Origin of the sequence: Bradyrhizobium septentrionale (assembly GCF_011516645.4) — a bacterium.
GTDB lineage: Bacteria > Pseudomonadota > Alphaproteobacteria > Rhizobiales > Xanthobacteraceae > Bradyrhizobium > Bradyrhizobium septentrionale.
Genome location: NZ_CP088285.1, coordinates 4,208,514 through 4,223,369 on the forward strand (window position 1 = coordinate 4,208,514; position 14,856 = coordinate 4,223,369).

12 protein-coding genes are annotated in these 14,856 nt (G+C 64.4%); 6 read left to right on the forward strand and 6 right to left on the reverse strand.

The window, feature by feature from the left end; all coding sequences use genetic code 11:
* Positions 1–17: 17 nt before the first annotated feature.
* Complete coding sequence (locus HAP48_RS21740; protein WP_166210144.1) at positions 18–1,106, reverse strand: radical SAM protein; 1,089 nt, start codon at positions 1,104–1,106, stop codon at positions 18–20.
* A gap of 409 nt (positions 1,107–1,515) precedes the next feature.
* On the opposite strand from HAP48_RS21740, the gene HAP48_RS21745 reads away from it, so the two are divergent.
* Together HAP48_RS21745 and HAP48_RS21750 are read left to right on the forward strand one after the other, a co-directional pair.
* Positions 1,516–2,511: a glycosyltransferase family 2 protein gene (locus HAP48_RS21745; RefSeq protein ID WP_166210141.1), complete on the forward strand. Its 996-nt coding sequence runs from the start codon at positions 1,516–1,518 to the stop codon at positions 2,509–2,511.
* On the forward strand, positions 2,508–3,821 hold the full coding sequence (locus HAP48_RS21750; RefSeq protein ID WP_166210138.1) for an O-antigen ligase family protein: 1,314 nt from the start codon (positions 2,508–2,510) through the stop codon (positions 3,819–3,821). Before HAP48_RS21745 ends, HAP48_RS21750 begins: the two co-directional genes overlap by 4 nt.
* A 97-nt stretch (positions 3,822–3,918) precedes the next feature.
* On the opposite strand, the gene HAP48_RS21755 is transcribed toward HAP48_RS21750, so the two are convergent.
* The gene (locus HAP48_RS21755; protein ID WP_166210135.1) at positions 3,919–5,010 is read right to left on the reverse strand and encodes a glycosyltransferase family 4 protein; all 1,092 of its coding nucleotides are present in this window, start codon (positions 5,008–5,010) and stop codon (positions 3,919–3,921) included.
* 193 nt (positions 5,011–5,203) lie between these two features.
* Between HAP48_RS21755 and HAP48_RS21760 the strand changes: the two genes are divergently transcribed.
* Both HAP48_RS21760 and HAP48_RS21765 read left to right on the forward strand, forming a co-directional pair.
* On the forward strand, positions 5,204–6,163 hold the full coding sequence (locus tag HAP48_RS21760; RefSeq protein WP_166210132.1) for a cupin domain-containing protein: 960 nt from the start codon (positions 5,204–5,206) through the stop codon (positions 6,161–6,163).
* A 28-nt stretch (positions 6,164–6,191) separates the two neighbouring features.
* Entirely contained in the window at positions 6,192–7,382 is a 1,191-nt protein-coding gene (locus HAP48_RS21765; protein WP_166210129.1) for a GNAT family N-acetyltransferase, read from the forward strand.
* Positions 7,383–7,508: 126 nt separating this feature from the next.
* On the opposite strand, the gene HAP48_RS21770 is transcribed toward HAP48_RS21765, so the two are convergent.
* The 4 genes from HAP48_RS21770 to HAP48_RS21785 all read right to left on the reverse strand — a co-directional run bounded on the left by HAP48_RS21770 (position 7,509) and on the right by HAP48_RS21785 (position 10,912).
* Positions 7,509–8,456: a DUF5996 family protein gene (locus HAP48_RS21770; RefSeq protein ID WP_166210126.1), complete on the reverse strand. Its 948-nt coding sequence runs from the start codon at positions 8,454–8,456 to the stop codon at positions 7,509–7,511.
* Between the two features lie 172 nt (positions 8,457–8,628).
* Positions 8,629–9,228 carry an NAD(P)H:quinone oxidoreductase gene (gene wrbA, locus HAP48_RS21775; protein ID WP_166210123.1) on the reverse strand — a complete coding sequence of 200 codons (600 nt, stop codon included), beginning with the start codon at positions 9,226–9,228 and terminating at the stop codon, positions 8,629–8,631.
* Between the two features lie 156 nt (positions 9,229–9,384).
* Entirely contained in the window at positions 9,385–10,083 is a 699-nt protein-coding gene (locus HAP48_RS21780) for a pirin family protein (RefSeq protein ID WP_166210120.1), read from the reverse strand.
* Between the two features lie 76 nt (positions 10,084–10,159).
* Positions 10,160–10,912: an SDR family NAD(P)-dependent oxidoreductase gene (locus HAP48_RS21785; RefSeq protein ID WP_166210117.1), complete on the reverse strand. Its 753-nt coding sequence runs from the start codon at positions 10,910–10,912 to the stop codon at positions 10,160–10,162.
* Positions 10,913–11,038: 126 nt separating this feature from the next.
* Between HAP48_RS21785 and HAP48_RS21790 the strand changes: the two genes are divergently transcribed.
* Positions 11,039–11,953 carry a LysR family transcriptional regulator gene (locus HAP48_RS21790; protein WP_166210114.1) on the forward strand — a complete coding sequence of 305 codons (915 nt, stop codon included), beginning with the start codon at positions 11,039–11,041 and terminating at the stop codon, positions 11,951–11,953.
* A gap of 625 nt (positions 11,954–12,578) precedes the next feature.
* Entirely contained in the window at positions 12,579–14,618 is a 2,040-nt protein-coding gene (locus HAP48_RS21795) for a Nal1-like putative serine protease (protein WP_166210111.1), read from the forward strand.
* The last annotated feature ends 238 nt before the right edge of the window (positions 14,619–14,856 follow it).

The following is a 14,856-nucleotide window of genomic DNA, read 5'->3' on the forward strand; positions in this document are numbered from 1 at the left end:
GTCTCTCTCTTGCGGCGTCAGGCGGCCTTGGTGTTGGTCAGCAGCGTCAGGCCCATCTTCAGCTTGTCCTGCAGCGTGCGCTGGGCGAGGCAGGTGAACAGGCAGAGCTTGTCGCAGGCGATGGTTTCCTTGCGGCGGGCCTGGGCTTCCTCGCTGTACCAGATCTCGCGGGCGGTCTGGGTGCGGACGTTGCCGATCGGCTTGAAGAACCAGCACACTTCGAGGCGGCCGTCGGAACGGATGAAGTAATTCCGCATGCCGACCCGGCACGGCATCACTTCCTTCGGCGCCTTCTCGCGGCGGAAATGATTCGGCCAGGCCCGCAGCACGGCCTCGCCATTGAGGATCGGTGCGCCCGCGCGCTTCAGGCGCAGCAGCTCGTCGCGGACCTTGATGAGATCGTCCAGCTCGCTCTCGCCGATCCACAGCTCGTCCTCGACCTCCTGCGTGCCCTGCTCGACTGGCTGGAAGCTCAGCGCGGTGGCGCCGATCTGCTGGATCCAGTCGACCATCTCGGGCAGGCGGCGGAAGTTGAGCTTGTGCACGACCGGCTTGATGATGATCGGGAAGTCCAGGCCCTCGGCGCGGCGCTGCTCGGCGACATTGCGGATGCCCTGCACGATGTCGCTCAGGGAATTTTCGACACCACGCGAATAATTGTGGATCGTCGGGTCCGTCGAGTCGATCGAGATATTGATGTTGAACGGGCGCGCCTCGACGGTTTGTGCGACGATCTTCTTGTTGAGATAGGCGCCGCCATTGGTGGTGACGCCCCAATGGATGTCGTTGTCGCGGCAGAATCGCAAGAGATCGAGAAAGCCCTTCTTGATGTAGGGCTCGCCGCCGGCGAACTCGACGTGATAGGCGCCGATGAATTCCTTCAGGCTTGCGAGCGCCCGCTGCCATTCGTCGATCGACATCTCGTCGCGATAGTTCGGACGGCGCCAGTAGTCGCAATAGCGGCATTTGTAATTGCAGCGTTCGACCACCTCCGCGAAGATCGCGGCCGGGCGCGTGACGTCGCGTCCGGTACGCAGATAGAGCTCTTCCGAAAGGGCGTTGCGTACATGCTTGGTGCCGAGCGAGACGAGGTCGAGCGCTTTCAAGGTGAACCTCAGATGGTTGTTATCGTTGCCGCGGTCGGATCGATGGACGATTTATAGGTTCATCAGCAAATTGGATGCCAGCCGGACGCCTGAAACGCGCTTTGCGTGCGCGTGGCGGCCCTTAACCATAAGGACTCGCTAACAGCGCGGGCCGCGATCGCGAGGCCGCGGCCTCGCACGGCCATCCCTTCGCGGTAAATTGCTTCACTAGACTTCTAATTAACCTTGCGACGAAGTTGCGATGACGTGTGCCGCGGCTGGAGCGGATTTTGCCATGAGGTCGCCGTAACGTTCGATCCGCGACCGTATTGCCGCCTGTGTCGGTCACTTTGGGACGGCGATGTCCCATTCCGATCCGTGCCGGGATGATGCGCGCTTTGCGGATCGCGATTGCCAGGAGGGCATCGAGATGTCGACAGAGCTTGCCGCCGTGGAACGCGCCTGGGTCACCACCTCGCCCGCGCTCGATTGCTCCGTCGAAACCGTGATCTGTATTCCGAGCTTCCGCCGGCCGAAGCACCTGCGGCTGACGCTTGAATCGGTCGCGGCGCAACGCACCGGGCGCAGCTTCGCGGTCGTCGTGGTCGAGAACGACGCCGCACGATGCGAAAGCGCGCCGGTTGCGGCCGAATTCCTCAACTCCGGGCGTCTCAGCGGCATCTGCATCGTCGAGCCCCGGCAGGGCAATTGCCAGGCAATCAACGCGGCGTTCGAGACCGCGCTCGAGACCTTCCCGAACGCCAGGAATTTCCTGATGATCGACGACGACGAGGTCGCCGCGCCGGATTGGCTGGAGCGGATGGCGCAGGCGGCCGAGACCTCCGGCGCCGACATCATCGGCGGGCCGGTGTGGCCTGACTTCGCTGACAAGCACAAGGGCGGGCTCAAGCGCCATCCGGCATTCGCGCCGGCCTATCATGCCAGCGGACCGGTCCCGGTGATCTATGGCTGCGGCAACTGTCTGATCCGGCGTACGGTGTTCGAGCGGCTCGGCAGTCCTGCCTTCGACCTGCGCTTCAACTTCCTCGGCGGCGGCGACCACGATTTCTTCGCGCGGGCGCGCCGCGCGGGCTTCCGCTTCTTCTGGGTGACGGAGGCCACAATCAGCGAGACCGTGCCCTCGACCCGGACCAATCTCGGCTGGATCGTGCGGCGGGGATTGCGGATCGGTGCGATCAACTATCACATCGAGAGCAAGGCGGCGCAGACGGTGTGGTCGCGCGCCGCCGTCAAGGCCAAGATGTTCGGCCTCGTGCCGTTCTCGCTGTATCGCTTCACGCGCATCGTGCTGCGCGAGCATCAGGCCGTGATCGCGATGCATCCGATGGTGGTCGCCATCGGCAGCGCGCTTGCGGTGCTCGGCATCGAGCCGCAGCCCTACGCCGCCTCCAAGATCGCCTCGTGAGCGACTTGTCCGTCACGACCGAAAGCCGGGCGCTGATCGCCGACATCGCGCGGCGGCCGGTGATAGATATCGTCCGCTGCGCGTTCTTCATCGGCATTCTGCTGCTGGTCTGGATCTCGCTGCGTCCGTTCGCCGATCTCTCTGGCTTCTATGTCGGCGAGGTGACTTCGGGCAAGGAAGCGTTTCTCTACGGCCTGTTCGGCGTGCTGATGGTCGCGATGCTGGCGCTGACCCTGCGCGACAATCTGCCGGCGCTGAAGTCGCTGCTGACGCCGGCCTTCCTGCTGTTCGCAGGCTGGATCTGCGTTACCGTCGTGCTGTCGTTCGATCCGGCCACCTCGCTACGCCGGCTGGCGCTCTCGGTGTTCGTTATCGTGGTGACGGCGACGCTGCTGCTGCTGCCGAAGTCGCAGGGCGAGTTGATGCGCTGGTTCGGCATCGCCGCGCTGGTCCTGCTCGTGACCTGCTTTCTCGGCGTTCTCCTGGCGCCGCATCTGTCGATCCACCAGGCCACCGACCCGCAGGAGCCGGCGCTCGCCGGCAATTGGCGCGGTGCGTTCGGCCACAAGAACGTCGCCGCCGCGATGATGGCGATGCTGATCTTTCTCGGCATCTATTTGATGCGCGCCGGCGGCTGGCTGTCGGGCATCGCCGTCGCCGTGCTCGCCGCGATCTTCCTGTTCTTCACCGCCGGCAAGAGCGCGATCGTGCTGTGCGTCGCAGTGCTGATGCTGACCTCGCTGCTGCCGGTGATCCGCTCGCTCTCGGGGCGTGCGCTGCTGCTGCTGACGCCATTGGTGCTGCTCAATCTGTTCAGCGTCGGCACTGTCATGAGCGATACGCTGGCGGCGATCGCCGACCGGATGCCGCTCGACACCTCCTTCACCGGCCGTGCCGACATCTGGGCGTTCGCGCTCGATTCGCTGCACCAGCGGCTATGGACCGGCTATGGCTTCGAAGCGTTCTGGGGCTCTAACGCGATCCAGAACCTGCAGGAAGGCAAGGAGTGGGCGGGCTACGCCTCGCACAGCCACAATGGCTATCTCGACACCGCGCTCGGAACCGGCCTGCCGGGGCTCGTGCTGCTGATCGCGGCCGTTGTCATCAAGCCGCTGCGCGACTTCCAGGCAGCGGATCTCGGCAGCAATGATGCGCCGCTGACGATGCTGTTCCTGCGCATCTGGCTGTTCGGCCTCTATCTGTCGTCGATGGAGAGCTTCTTCCTGGATCGCGCCGATACGATCTGGGTCACGTTCCTGATCGCGGTGTTCGGGCTGCATTATCTCGCCCGGTTCCGGATGCGAAGCTAGAGCGGGATGACTTTCTTCGAATCGTCATCTCGCTCTAGCTCTTTGATTTGAGCATGATCTCTTCGGAAAACCGCTACACACTTTTCCGGATCATGCTCTAGAGCTGTGCGCGAATCGCGTTGGCGACGTCCGTCCACCAGCCCTCGAAATCGAACGGCACCTGCGCGGTCGGCCGCTTCAGCGCCGCGATGATCTGGTCAGCATAGGCCGCACTGTCGGCGTCGCGCGGCACCAAAAGGATCGCGCCGCGGTCGATCAGCTCCCTGAAGCGCGGATGATGGTCGAACTCGTCCGGCAGCGCCGGACCGGTGACGATCAGCGGCCGGCCGGATTGCACGCAGGCCAGAATGCTCGACCGCCGCGCGCTCAGGCCCTCGGCCAGCGAGTAGCAGAACACGTCGATCTCGCTGAGCAGGCCGAACACCTCGAGATCGGACGCGACATAGCCGGAGACGATGACGTCGCTCTTCAGGCCCAGTTCGGCAACGCGGATGTGGAATTTCTGCTCGATATTTTCGACGCCGCGGATGAAGGAACCGACATAGACGATCAGCGGCCGCAAGTCCCGCTGCTTCAGGATCGCGCCGATCTCGAGCAACCCGTTGGGCTGCTTGCCGGGATAGATCGAGCCGAAATGCCCGATGACGAGCTGTCCGTCGCTGCGTGCCGCGACCAGCCGCTGCAGCAGCATCGAATCCGCCGTGTTCGCCGGCGCTGCGATGTTCGGCGGCAGCGGCGCCAGCACGCATTTCCGCACCATGCCGCGCATGATCGGATCGTCGGCGAGCTCGCGGCGCACCAGCGGCGAGAACATCACGATGGTATTGGCGAGCCACAATGCCGGGATATAGGTCAGCCGCCGGATGCCGTTGAGGCCGGCCCATTCGTGCTGGATCAGGACAACCTTGCGGCGGCGCAGCTGGGCGAACAGCAGCGCGAGCAGCGGCCGCAGGATCACCCGCTTCCAGGCCACGATCGGGAAGTTGCAGACCACGCTGTCGGCGCTGCCGACCGCGCGCCAGGTCTCGGCGATCGTGCCGTCGGTCTGGGTCAGGGTTAACGCCGTGCTAGCGCCGGGCTCGATCTTCTCGATCGTCTGCTGCAGCAGGCAGGTGAATTGCCCGACGCCGCAGTGCATCTGCGGTCCGGCGCCGAGAAACAGCGCGCGATATCGGGGTTTTTCGGCCATTCAGTGCTGTCGGCCTTGGCGGCCGGCTCCGGAAAAATCGCGGATAGCCATATCGGCGAGACATTAGCTTCGGGTAACCGCGCGCGCATACGCGACGGCATCCTTCTTGCCAATTCCCGCTCAAGAGCTGCCGGCGCGTCCCGGAACGGGACATCGGATGAAGCGAAACGGTGCAGCAGCCAGGAGTGCGACCATGACGACGGGCAAGATCTTCGCGAATTGGGATGACAACCATTCCAAGCTCTGGAGCCATCAGCCGATCCGGCTCGAGCACACCATGCACAAGCAGCCGGCGTTCTCGATGGACGATCTGGCGAAATTGATCGAGCACTATCCGCGCGAGCATTACAGCCTGGTCAAGACCGGCGCCAGGGGATCGAGCCGCGTCTGGCGCGAGGGCGAGATCGGCAGGCTGCGCGGCCAGCAGGTGATCGAGTCGATCTCGCGCGGCGGCCTGTGGCTGAACCTGCGCAACGTCACCGCGGTCGATCATCGCTACCGCGACATGATCGAGCGGATGTTCGGCGAGATCGCCGCCAAGGTCCCGGGTTTCGACGCGCCGACCCATCAGGCCGGCATCCTGATTTCGTCACCCGACGCGCAGGTCTATTACCACGCCGATCTGCCGGGGCAGGGCCTGGTGCAGATCGCCGGCTGCAAGCGGGTCTATATCTATCCCAACACGCAGCCGTTCATCCGGCCCGAGCATCTGGAGAACATCGCTCTGTTCGATGTCGAGGTCGATATCCCCTATGAGCCCTGGTACGACTGGCACGCGCAGGTGATCGATCTCGAACCCGGCCAGATGCTGAACTGGCCGCTCAATGCGCCGCACCGCGTCGAGAACCTCGATACCGTCAACATCTCGATGACGATCTCCTATGTGAACGACGACATCCGCCGTGCCCAGATCCTGCACCTCGCCAACGGCATGCTGCGTCACCGCTTCGGCTACGCGCCGCGCAGCCGCAGCATCCGCGGTCCCACTTTCTTCGCCAAGCAAGTGATGCAGAAGCTGCTGCGCGACGGCAAGTGGGTAAAGCGCGAACGCGCGGTGCGCCGCCAGATCGATTTCCGTCTCGACGAGAGCGATCTCGGCAAGATCGTCGACCTGCCCAAGGCAGAGTTGAAGGCGGCGTTGGAAGCGGCGTAAGCGCGTTGGGCCGGAAGCAGGTGCCGCAATGACAGTATTGACGACAGCGGTTGAGAAATCCGGGGCGCGGGTCTCCTCCCATGCAGTCGGCTATCGCGTCGAGCTGGTTGACGATTGGGCGCAGGCCGTTGCCCGTTGGGGCGCATTCGATCCGCTCACCGCGTTCCAGCATCCGCAATGGTACATGTCGTGGTATCGAGCTTTTGCATCGACGGACGGCGTCGAGCCGCTGATCGCCATCGTCAGCGATGCTGCGACCGGCGAGCGCGCCGCGCTGCTGCCGCTGATCCGTCACCGCCAGGGCAGCCTCCGCATCATCGAATTCGCCGATCTCAATCTCACCGATTTCAACGCGCCGTTGCTCGGCCCGGCCGCCCCTCGTGACGACGTCGCCGCCTGGCAGTTCTGGCGCGACCTGAAGGCGGCGCTTCGCAAGATGCAGGGCGGTGCCGATCTGATTCGTTTTCGCAAGATGCCGGTCAGGCTTGCGGCGCGATCCAATCCGCTGGCGTTGCTCGATGGAGTCGGACCGTCGCTCGTCAACGGCAATCTGCTGACCATCGGCGACGACCACAATGCCTGGCGCTACGAGCTGGACCGCAAGGTCCGCAAGGAGCTGGAACGGAGCTGGCGCGTGTTCACCCGCGAACCGTCCGCCGCCTTCAAATTCGCTGCCGACACCGACGAGGCATTGCAGCTCCTTTCGGTCACGGAGGCGCAGCAGGGCGATCGGTTGCTGGGCCTTGGGCTCAACTACGTGCTCGACAATGCGGACTCCACCGCCTTCTATCGCGACCTCGTGCGCGAAGGCACCGGCCGCGGCTATGCGGTGATGACCGCGCTGACGACGCACGACGAGGTGGTGGCGACGCTGCTCGGCATCCGCACCGGCTCGCGCTACATCATGATCCGCATCAGCAATGCGGGCGAGAAGTGGTCGATGTGCTCGCCGGGCCGGCTGATCATCGATCGCACCATCGAGGCGCTGCACAGAGACGGCGTGCGCGAGTTCGAGTTTTCGGTCGGCAATTACAGCTACAAGCGGCGGTTCGGACCGCTGCGTACGCCGCTGGTCGATCTCGGTGCCGCCTTGAGCTGGCGCGGACAACCCCAGGCGCTGCGTGACCGTGCCGTGCTGGCGCTGCGTCACAATCCAAAACTCTCAGCACGGCTGAAAGAGGCACTCGGCAAGTCGACGCCTTCGCGCGAGGAGGATTGAGCCACTGGTACGGCGCGCCAGCGCTAGAGCGTTTTCGAGGCGAAGTGGATACCGGTTCGCGTGAAGTAAACGCGTCAGACAAGAAGCTGGAGCTTCGGTTCTGATTCGATCAGAACCGAAAATGCTCTAGACCCCTCTGACCACGCCCGGCTGGCCCTGTGCGCATTCCAGCGCAGCACGGTCCCAGTTCGCGTTGATGGCCGCGGCCTCATAGCTCGATTGCAGGAATTCGAGCAGCGCCTTGTCCGGATCTGCAGCCATCCGCACGGCGTCGTATGGCAGGATGAATTCGCCGAGTGCCTCGCTGAAGAATGCAGCGTCGGGCCGCACCGGCGTGCTGCGATAGCCCGCGGGTTCCGGATAAGCGTAGGAATAGAATGCGGGGTAATCGATTGCGCCGCCGCCCGGCCAGAAGCCGGCGCTGCTCACCTCGTGCGAATAGGCTTCGTGCGCCACCGCGTCGGGCAAATGTGGCACGCCGCCGGGATGCCGCGGTGCCGTCCTGCCGGAGAAGCGCGTCACCGCGAGATCAAAGCTGCCCCAGAAGAAATGCACCGGGCTCGCCTTGCCGAGAAAGCCGGTCCGGAATTGCTTGAACACGCGGTCGCAGTTCACAAGGATCTGGTGAAACCGGCGCACGGCATCCGCGTCGTACGAGGCATGCTGCGTATCCTGCGAAAATCGGATCGGGTCGGAGACTTCGTTCGGTATCTCGTCAATGACGACGTCGATTCCGAGGTCCTTCAGATTGCCCATGAGCGCCGCGTAGAAGCTCGCGACCGATTGACCGGCCAGCGCGAATTGCCGCTCGGCGCCGTCGCTGGTCGAGACGCTGAGCATGTGATCGATAAGATCGAAGTCGATCTGGAACGTGCGGTCGCCGTCGGGGACCGGCGAGGTCGTCAGCCCGCGCGCCGTGACATAGAGCGTGACGTGCCAGGAGTGATTGAGCCAGGGCGATTTCGCCAGCCGGATCTTGCCGGCAATCTGGGTGAAAAGCTGGAGCGTGGCACAGCTGTCGCGCCACGCCGCGGTCGGCAGTTCCGGCCAGCGGGTCTTCTGTGTGTTGGTCATGGCAAACCTCGGGGCTGGGCCGACAAGAAGCCTTGCGGCATATCACGAAAATAGTCTCGATGACCTCGGGAACTGGCGTTTCCGAAAGCAGCTGATAGGGCGGCAATCTTCAACGAGTGCCGCCCTTATCGCGTCAACCATCCAGTCAGGCGTGAAAACCCAGCTGTGAAGCTCAGCCGTGCAGCTTCCTGGCGGTCTCCGCGATCGCGCGGCCCTGATAGCGGGCGCCGGCCAGTTCGTTCTCGCTCGGCTGGCGGCTGCCGTCGCCGCCGGTGATGGTGGTGGCGCCGTAGGGCGCGCCGCCGGTGACCTCGTCGAGCTTCATCTGCCCGGCAAAGCCGTAATTGAGGCCGACCACCGTCATGCCGAAATGCAGGAGGTTGGTGATGATCGAGAACAGCGTGGTCTCCTGGCCGCCATGCTGGGTCGCGCTCGAGGTGAAGGCGCCGCCGACCTTGCCGTTCAGCGCGCCCTTGAGCCACAGCCCGCCGGCCTGGTCGAGGAAGTTGGCCATCTGCGAGGCCATGCGGCCGAAGCGGGTGCCGGTGCCGACGATGATGGCGTCATAGTTGGCGAGATCGTCAATCTCGGCGACTGGCGTGGCCTGGTCGAGCTTGTAGTACGAGGCTTTCGCGACTTCGGCCGGCACGAGCTCGGGCACTCGCTTGATGTCGACGGTGGCGCCGGCTTCGCGCGCGCCTTCCGCCACCGCATTCGCCATGGCTTCGATGTGACCGTAGGCGGAGTAATAGAGAACGAGAACCTTGGCCATGATGGCCTCCTTTTGGGTTTGGTAGGGGGAGGTTGGGGGAGTTGGTCCTAGGGCTGTCATTGCCGGGCTTGACCCGGCAATCCATCAATCTTGAAAGACTCTTTCGAAGAGGGATGGATGGCCGGGTCAAGCCCGGCCATGACGGAGTGGAGAGACTCAGGCCGCGTCGACCAGCACCAGCTCGGCATCTTCGAGCGCGGTGATCTTCAGCTTGGCCTCGTCGCGGATCGCGGCACCGTCGCGCGCATTGACGCGCACGCCGTTGACCTCGATGCTGCCGGCCGCCGGCACCAGGTAGAGGTGACGGGCCTTGTCGGCGGAATATTCCGCGCTCTCGCCGGCCTTCAGCGTGGTGGCGAGCACCCGCGCATTGGCGCGGATCGGCAGCGCGTCGTTGTCGCCGTCGATCCCCGAGGCGATGGTGACGAGCTTGCCCGAGCGGTCCGCCTTCGGGAACGGCTTTGAGCCCCAGGTCGGATGGCCGCCCTTCGTCGTCGGCTCGATCCAGATCTGGAAGATCTTGGTCTTCGAGGGCTCCAGATTGTACTCGGAGTGGCGGATGCCGCTGCCGGCGCTCATCACCTGCACGTCGCCGGCTTCGGTGCGTCCCTTGTTGCCGAGCGAGTCCTGGTGCGTGATCGCGCCCTCGCGGACATAGGTGATGATCTCCATGTTGGCATGCGGATGAGCCGGGAAGCCGGAGTTGGGCGCGATCTCATCATCGTTCCACACCCGCAGCGCGCCGTGGCTCACATTCTCGGGATCGTAGTAGCTGGCAAACGAGAAGTGATGCTTGGCCTTCAGCCAGCCGTGGTCGGCACCGCCAAGCTCAGCAAATGGTCTCAGTTCGATCATGGTCATTCCTCTTTGATTTTCGATGTTGCGGAGCGGCCGGGTGGGCCTCACCCGGCGTCTCCAGAAATTTTTGCGATCAGGCGCCGAAGCCGCCGTCGACGTTGAGCACGGTGCCGGTCACGAACGAGGCGTCCGGGCTCGCCAGGAAGACGACGCCGGCGGCGACTTCCTCCGGCCGGCCGAAGCGCTGCAGCGCGTGCTGCAAGCGTTGCGTCTCGGCAAACTCGCCGCCGTCCTTCGGGTTCATGTCGGTGTCGATCGAGCCGGGCTGCACCACATTCACCGTGATGCCGCGCCGTCCGAGGTCGCGCGCCGCGCCCTTGGTGTAGCCAACGACGGCCGCCTTGGTGGCGACGTAGTCGGCAAGACCAGGGAACGAGGCGCGGTCGGCCAGCATGGAGCCGACGGTGACAATGCGGCCGCCTTCACCCATCAGCTTCGAGGCGGCGCGGATCGCGGTGATGACGCCATCGATGTTGATCGCCTCCTGGCGGGCGAGCGTGGTGGTATCGGCCTTGGGATCGTCGACCGCACCGCCGGATGCGACGCCGGCGTTGTTGACGAGAATGTCGAGCCGGCCAAAATCCCTGGCGACGGTCTTCACCAACTGATCGACATCGGATGAGGAGGCCTGGTCGGCCTTGTAGGCGCGGGCGTTGATGCCCTTGGCTTTCAGTTCAGTGACGACGGCCTCGGCCTTCTCGGGAGAGGCGACGTAGCTGATCGTGACGTTGGCGCCTTCCGCAGCGAGCGCGCGGGCGCTGGCCGCGCCGATGCCGCGCGAACCGCCGGTGACGAGGGCGACCTTGCCGGAGAGCTTCTTGGTCATTGGATTTCTCCATCGATTGAATTGCGATTGAATTTGATGGCACTTGGATATGCCTCCGGCTGTGGTATAGAAATAGAAACTATTGAAACTCATTGTTTCCAAATTGAGTAATCAGGACAGCGGCGCATGGCGAAACTTCCGGACTTCGAGGCGCTCGCGATTTTCGCAAAAGTCGTGGAGTTACGGTCGTTTGCGGCAGCCGCGACCGAGCTCTCGTTGTCCAAGGCGACGGTGTCCAAGGCGGTCAGCCGGCTGGAGGAGCGGCTCGGCGCGCGGCTGTTCAACCGCACCTCGCGGCGGCTGGCGCTGACCGATGCCGGCCAGAAATTGTCGGAGCGCGCCGCGCGGCTGTTGGCCGACGGCGAGGCCGCCGAGAGCGAGGCGCTGGCGCAATCGACCACGCCGCGCGGCCTGGTGCGGCTCGCGGTGCCGATGAGCTTTGGCATCAAGACGGTGGCGCCGCTGCTGCCCGAGTTCATGGAGGCCTATCCGGAAGTCGCGATCGACCTGCATCTGAGCGATGCGACGGTGGATCTGATCGGCGAGGGCTTTGACGCCGGCCTGCGCATCGCGCGGCTGCCGGATTCTTCGCTGATCGCGCGGCGGCTGTGCGGCATGCCGCGTTACACGGTGGCGGCACCGTCCTATCTGAAGCGCCACGGCCGGCCGACCCATCCGATGCATCTCGCCGAGCACAAATGCTTCGGCTACGCCTATCTCTCGACCCAGGGTGTCTGGCACTACACCAACGCGTCGGGCGAGCAGGCGAGCGTGCGCCCCGCCGGCCAGCTCAGGGTCAACAATGGCGAGGCGGTGATGCCGGCGCTGCTGGCCGGGCTCGGCATCGCCGATCTGCCCGACTTCATCGTCGGCGATGCGATCGCAAGCGGCGAGGTCGAGGTGATCCTGAAAGGCTGGAAGCAGCCGGAAGGCGCCGTGCATCTCGTCACCCCGCCCGGCGGCCCACGGCCCGCCCGTGTCGAGGTGCTCGCCGATTTCCTCGCCCGGCATTTCGCCAAAGGGCGCGCGCAGCGCAAATAGAGGGCCGCGCTCAGCAGAAATAAAGCGGCACGCTCAGCAGAGATAGAACTCCGCACGCGGGATGTTCGGGGAGGCCGTGTGAGCCGTCACATTCGTGTCATCCCTTTTAAATTGTATAACTTGTGTGAACTAACCCACGATCGTGGGTTGGCGCGATCGTCTATTGCTGCGTCCTGAGCCGGTGTTGCCACAAAGCGCATTTTCGGAGGAACCAGATGATTGACCTGACCAAGCATGATTTCACGTCATTGTCGGTGAAGGACCTGCTCGATGCCCGCGAGGCGTATCACGTGCATCTCGCCCACCTGCAGTCGGTCTACGCCACCGCAATTGGCCGCTATCTGATCCGCGACAACGATCGCAATGCGACGGAAAGAAAGGCCCACTCCAAACCGCAGGCGCTCGGACCGCGCACGCTGTTCAATTCGTCGGTCAAGGACTGGTCGTGGCCCTGCATTCTGGTCTTTGTCCGCGACTGGATGAAGCGCTCGGAGCTGAAGAACCATCCGGAGAAGCAGGATCAGCTGGTGCCGCCGTTCCTGTATCTGCCTGATGGTCGCGTCGTGCCCACCTGCGTGGTCAAGGTCGATCCGAACGAGGAAAGCCCGGCACCGTCGACCCGCCGGTGTTCAAGAGCGACTTGGTCGGCGGCGGCTTTCCGGTTCAGACCACGATCCAGGGCAAGATCCACCGTGGCTCGATCGGCTGCCTCGTCACCAACGGCGAGACGGTGTTTGCGTTGTCCAACCGTCACGTGGTCGGCGCGGCCGGACGTGAGATCTTTGCCGGCTTCAAGAACACCGACCGCCGTCTCGGGGTCAGCGACGCGCTGCAACTCGGCAAGCGCGCCTTCAGCGAGGTCTATCCCGGCTGGCCCGGCTCGCGTGTGGTGGCCAATCTCGATGCCGGACTGATCCGCGTCGACGACGTCAAGGGCTGGACCGCACAGGTCTACGGCGTCGGCCAGGTCGGCGACGTCGTCGATCTCAATGTCGGCACCTTCCGTCTCGACATCATCGACCAGCCGCTGATTGCCTTCGGTGCGACCAGCGGCTTGATGAAGGGCAAGATCCTTGGCCTGTTCTATCGCTACAAGACCGTCGGCGGCCTGGAGTATGTCAGCGATTTCGTGATCGGTCCGCGCGACGGCGACACGCCGCTCAACAACTATCCCGGCGACTCCGGCACGGTCTGGTTTCTCGACGATCCGGACGCGAAGAAGAACGCCGGCGGCGCGCGCATCCTCAGCCCTGTGGCGCTGGAATGGGGCGGCCAGGAATTGTTCGGATCGGGCGGCAAGGTCCCGATGCAGGTCGCGCTCGGCATCTGCATGGCAACGCTGTGCCGCGAGCTCGACGTCGAGCTGATCGGCGACTGGAATGCCGGTCATACCGAGTATTGGGGCGAATGGGGGCACGTCAAGATCGGCGCTTACGCGACCGACCTGATCGACGCAAAGCTTCCCAAGCTCGCCACCATGATGGAGGCCAACTCCGACAATATCGGCCTCGACGACAAGCTGCTTGCGGACCTCAAACCGCATCAGCGAGGTACGTTCTCGCCGTTGGCCGACGTCGCCGATCTGGTCTGGCGCTTCACCCGGCACACCGACGAGAGCAACCATTTCGCCGACATGGACAAGCCGGGCAGCGACGGCAAGACGCTGCTCGATCTTTGCGCCGAGTCCACGCGCAACGTCGATCCGAAGGTCTGGAACGACTATTACCAGGGGATCGGCGAGGACCGGCGCGGTGCGTTGCCGTTCCGCGTCTGGCAGATCTTCGACGAGATGGTGGAGTACGCCGCCGCCAACAAGAAGCTGGAGTTCGTCTGCGCCGCCGGAATTGTCGCGCACTACATCGGCGATGCCTGCCAGCCGCTGCACATCTCGCAATTCCACCACGGCCTCGATCCGAGCGACAAGGCGCATGCCAAGGTGCACAGCGTGTACGAGACCACGATGATCGGCCGCCACGGCAAGGATCTCATCAAGATGATCCCCGATGCCAGGACCAGCGACGTCGCGGAGATTGCGCCCGGCGGCACGCCGACCGGACGCGACGCCGCGATCGCCGTGGTTGCGCTGATGCAGCGAACCGTGAAGCGGCTGCCGCCGATGACCATCGTCAACCTGTTCAACTCACATATGGGGAGCGGCCAGGTCGAAACGCTGTGGTCGAAGCTGAAGGATGCGACGGCGGCCTGCATGCAGGACGGCGCCAAAACCCTGGCCCGGGTCTGGGAAGCCGCTTGGCGCGCCGGCGCCGGTGAGGATCGCGGGCAGGGCGGTAAGTTCGACCAGGACAGCCTGAGCAAGCTCTACAATGATCCGAGCTTCCTGCCGGCGTATCCGCTCCAGCAGCTCACGCTGGATGCCGACGATCACATCGTTCCGATCGGGGGCAGCGGCGGTGCACGGCGCCGGAACGCAACCACGGCACGGCGTGCGCGCCCGCAAGCAGCGAAGAAGGCGGTGAAGAAAGGGGCCAAGAAGGCAGCCAGGAATACGGCCAGGAAACCGCTCAAGAAGGCGGTGGCGCGCAAGCGTCCGGCTGCAGCCGCGCCGGTCCGCCGCGCGGCCGCCAGCAAGAAGACCGCAACCAAGCGCGGCGCCGCCAAGAAGCGATCCGTCGCAAAGACGCGGAAGGCGTCGCGCAAGCGCTAGCGAATCATGAAGTCACGTAGAATCGGTCTCGCGGCAGGCTGATGCACCTCTCCCGCTTGCGGGGGAGGTCGTATCGCATCGGAGATGCGATACGGGTGGGGGCTCTCTCCACGATGTGACTCGTGGAGAGAGCCCCCACCCCAGCCCTCCCCCGCAAGCGGGAGAGGGAGCGCATCGCCCTTGCGGCTGCCATTCCACCTGATCGCAGCAAGGGCTCGGACCTGACCCATGAGGCCTG

Bases quoted from the DNA above. Each gene is read 5' to 3' on its own strand.
- HAP48_RS21755 (WP_166210135.1), bottom strand. From the start codon at position 5,010: ATGGCCGAAAAACCCCGATATCGCGCGCTGTTTCTCGGCGCCGGACCG.
- HAP48_RS21770 (WP_166210126.1), bottom strand. From the start codon at position 8,456: ATGACCAACACACAGAAGACCCGCTGGCCGGAACTGCCGACCGCGGCG.
- HAP48_RS21765 (WP_166210129.1), top strand. From the start codon at position 6,192: ATGACAGTATTGACGACAGCGGTTGAGAAATCCGGGGCGCGGGTCTCC.
- HAP48_RS21780 (WP_166210120.1), bottom strand. From the start codon at position 10,083: ATGATCGAACTGAGACCATTTGCTGAGCTTGGCGGTGCCGACCACGGC.
- HAP48_RS21785 (WP_166210117.1), bottom strand. From the start codon at position 10,912: ATGACCAAGAAGCTCTCCGGCAAGGTCGCCCTCGTCACCGGCGGTTCG.
- HAP48_RS21760 (WP_166210132.1), top strand. From the start codon at position 5,204: ATGACGACGGGCAAGATCTTCGCGAATTGGGATGACAACCATTCCAAG.
- HAP48_RS21790 (WP_166210114.1), top strand. From the start codon at position 11,039: ATGGCGAAACTTCCGGACTTCGAGGCGCTCGCGATTTTCGCAAAAGTC.
- wrbA (WP_166210123.1), bottom strand. From the start codon at position 9,228: ATGGCCAAGGTTCTCGTTCTCTATTACTCCGCCTACGGTCACATCGAA.
- HAP48_RS21745 (WP_166210141.1), top strand. From the start codon at position 1,516: ATGTCGACAGAGCTTGCCGCCGTGGAACGCGCCTGGGTCACCACCTCG.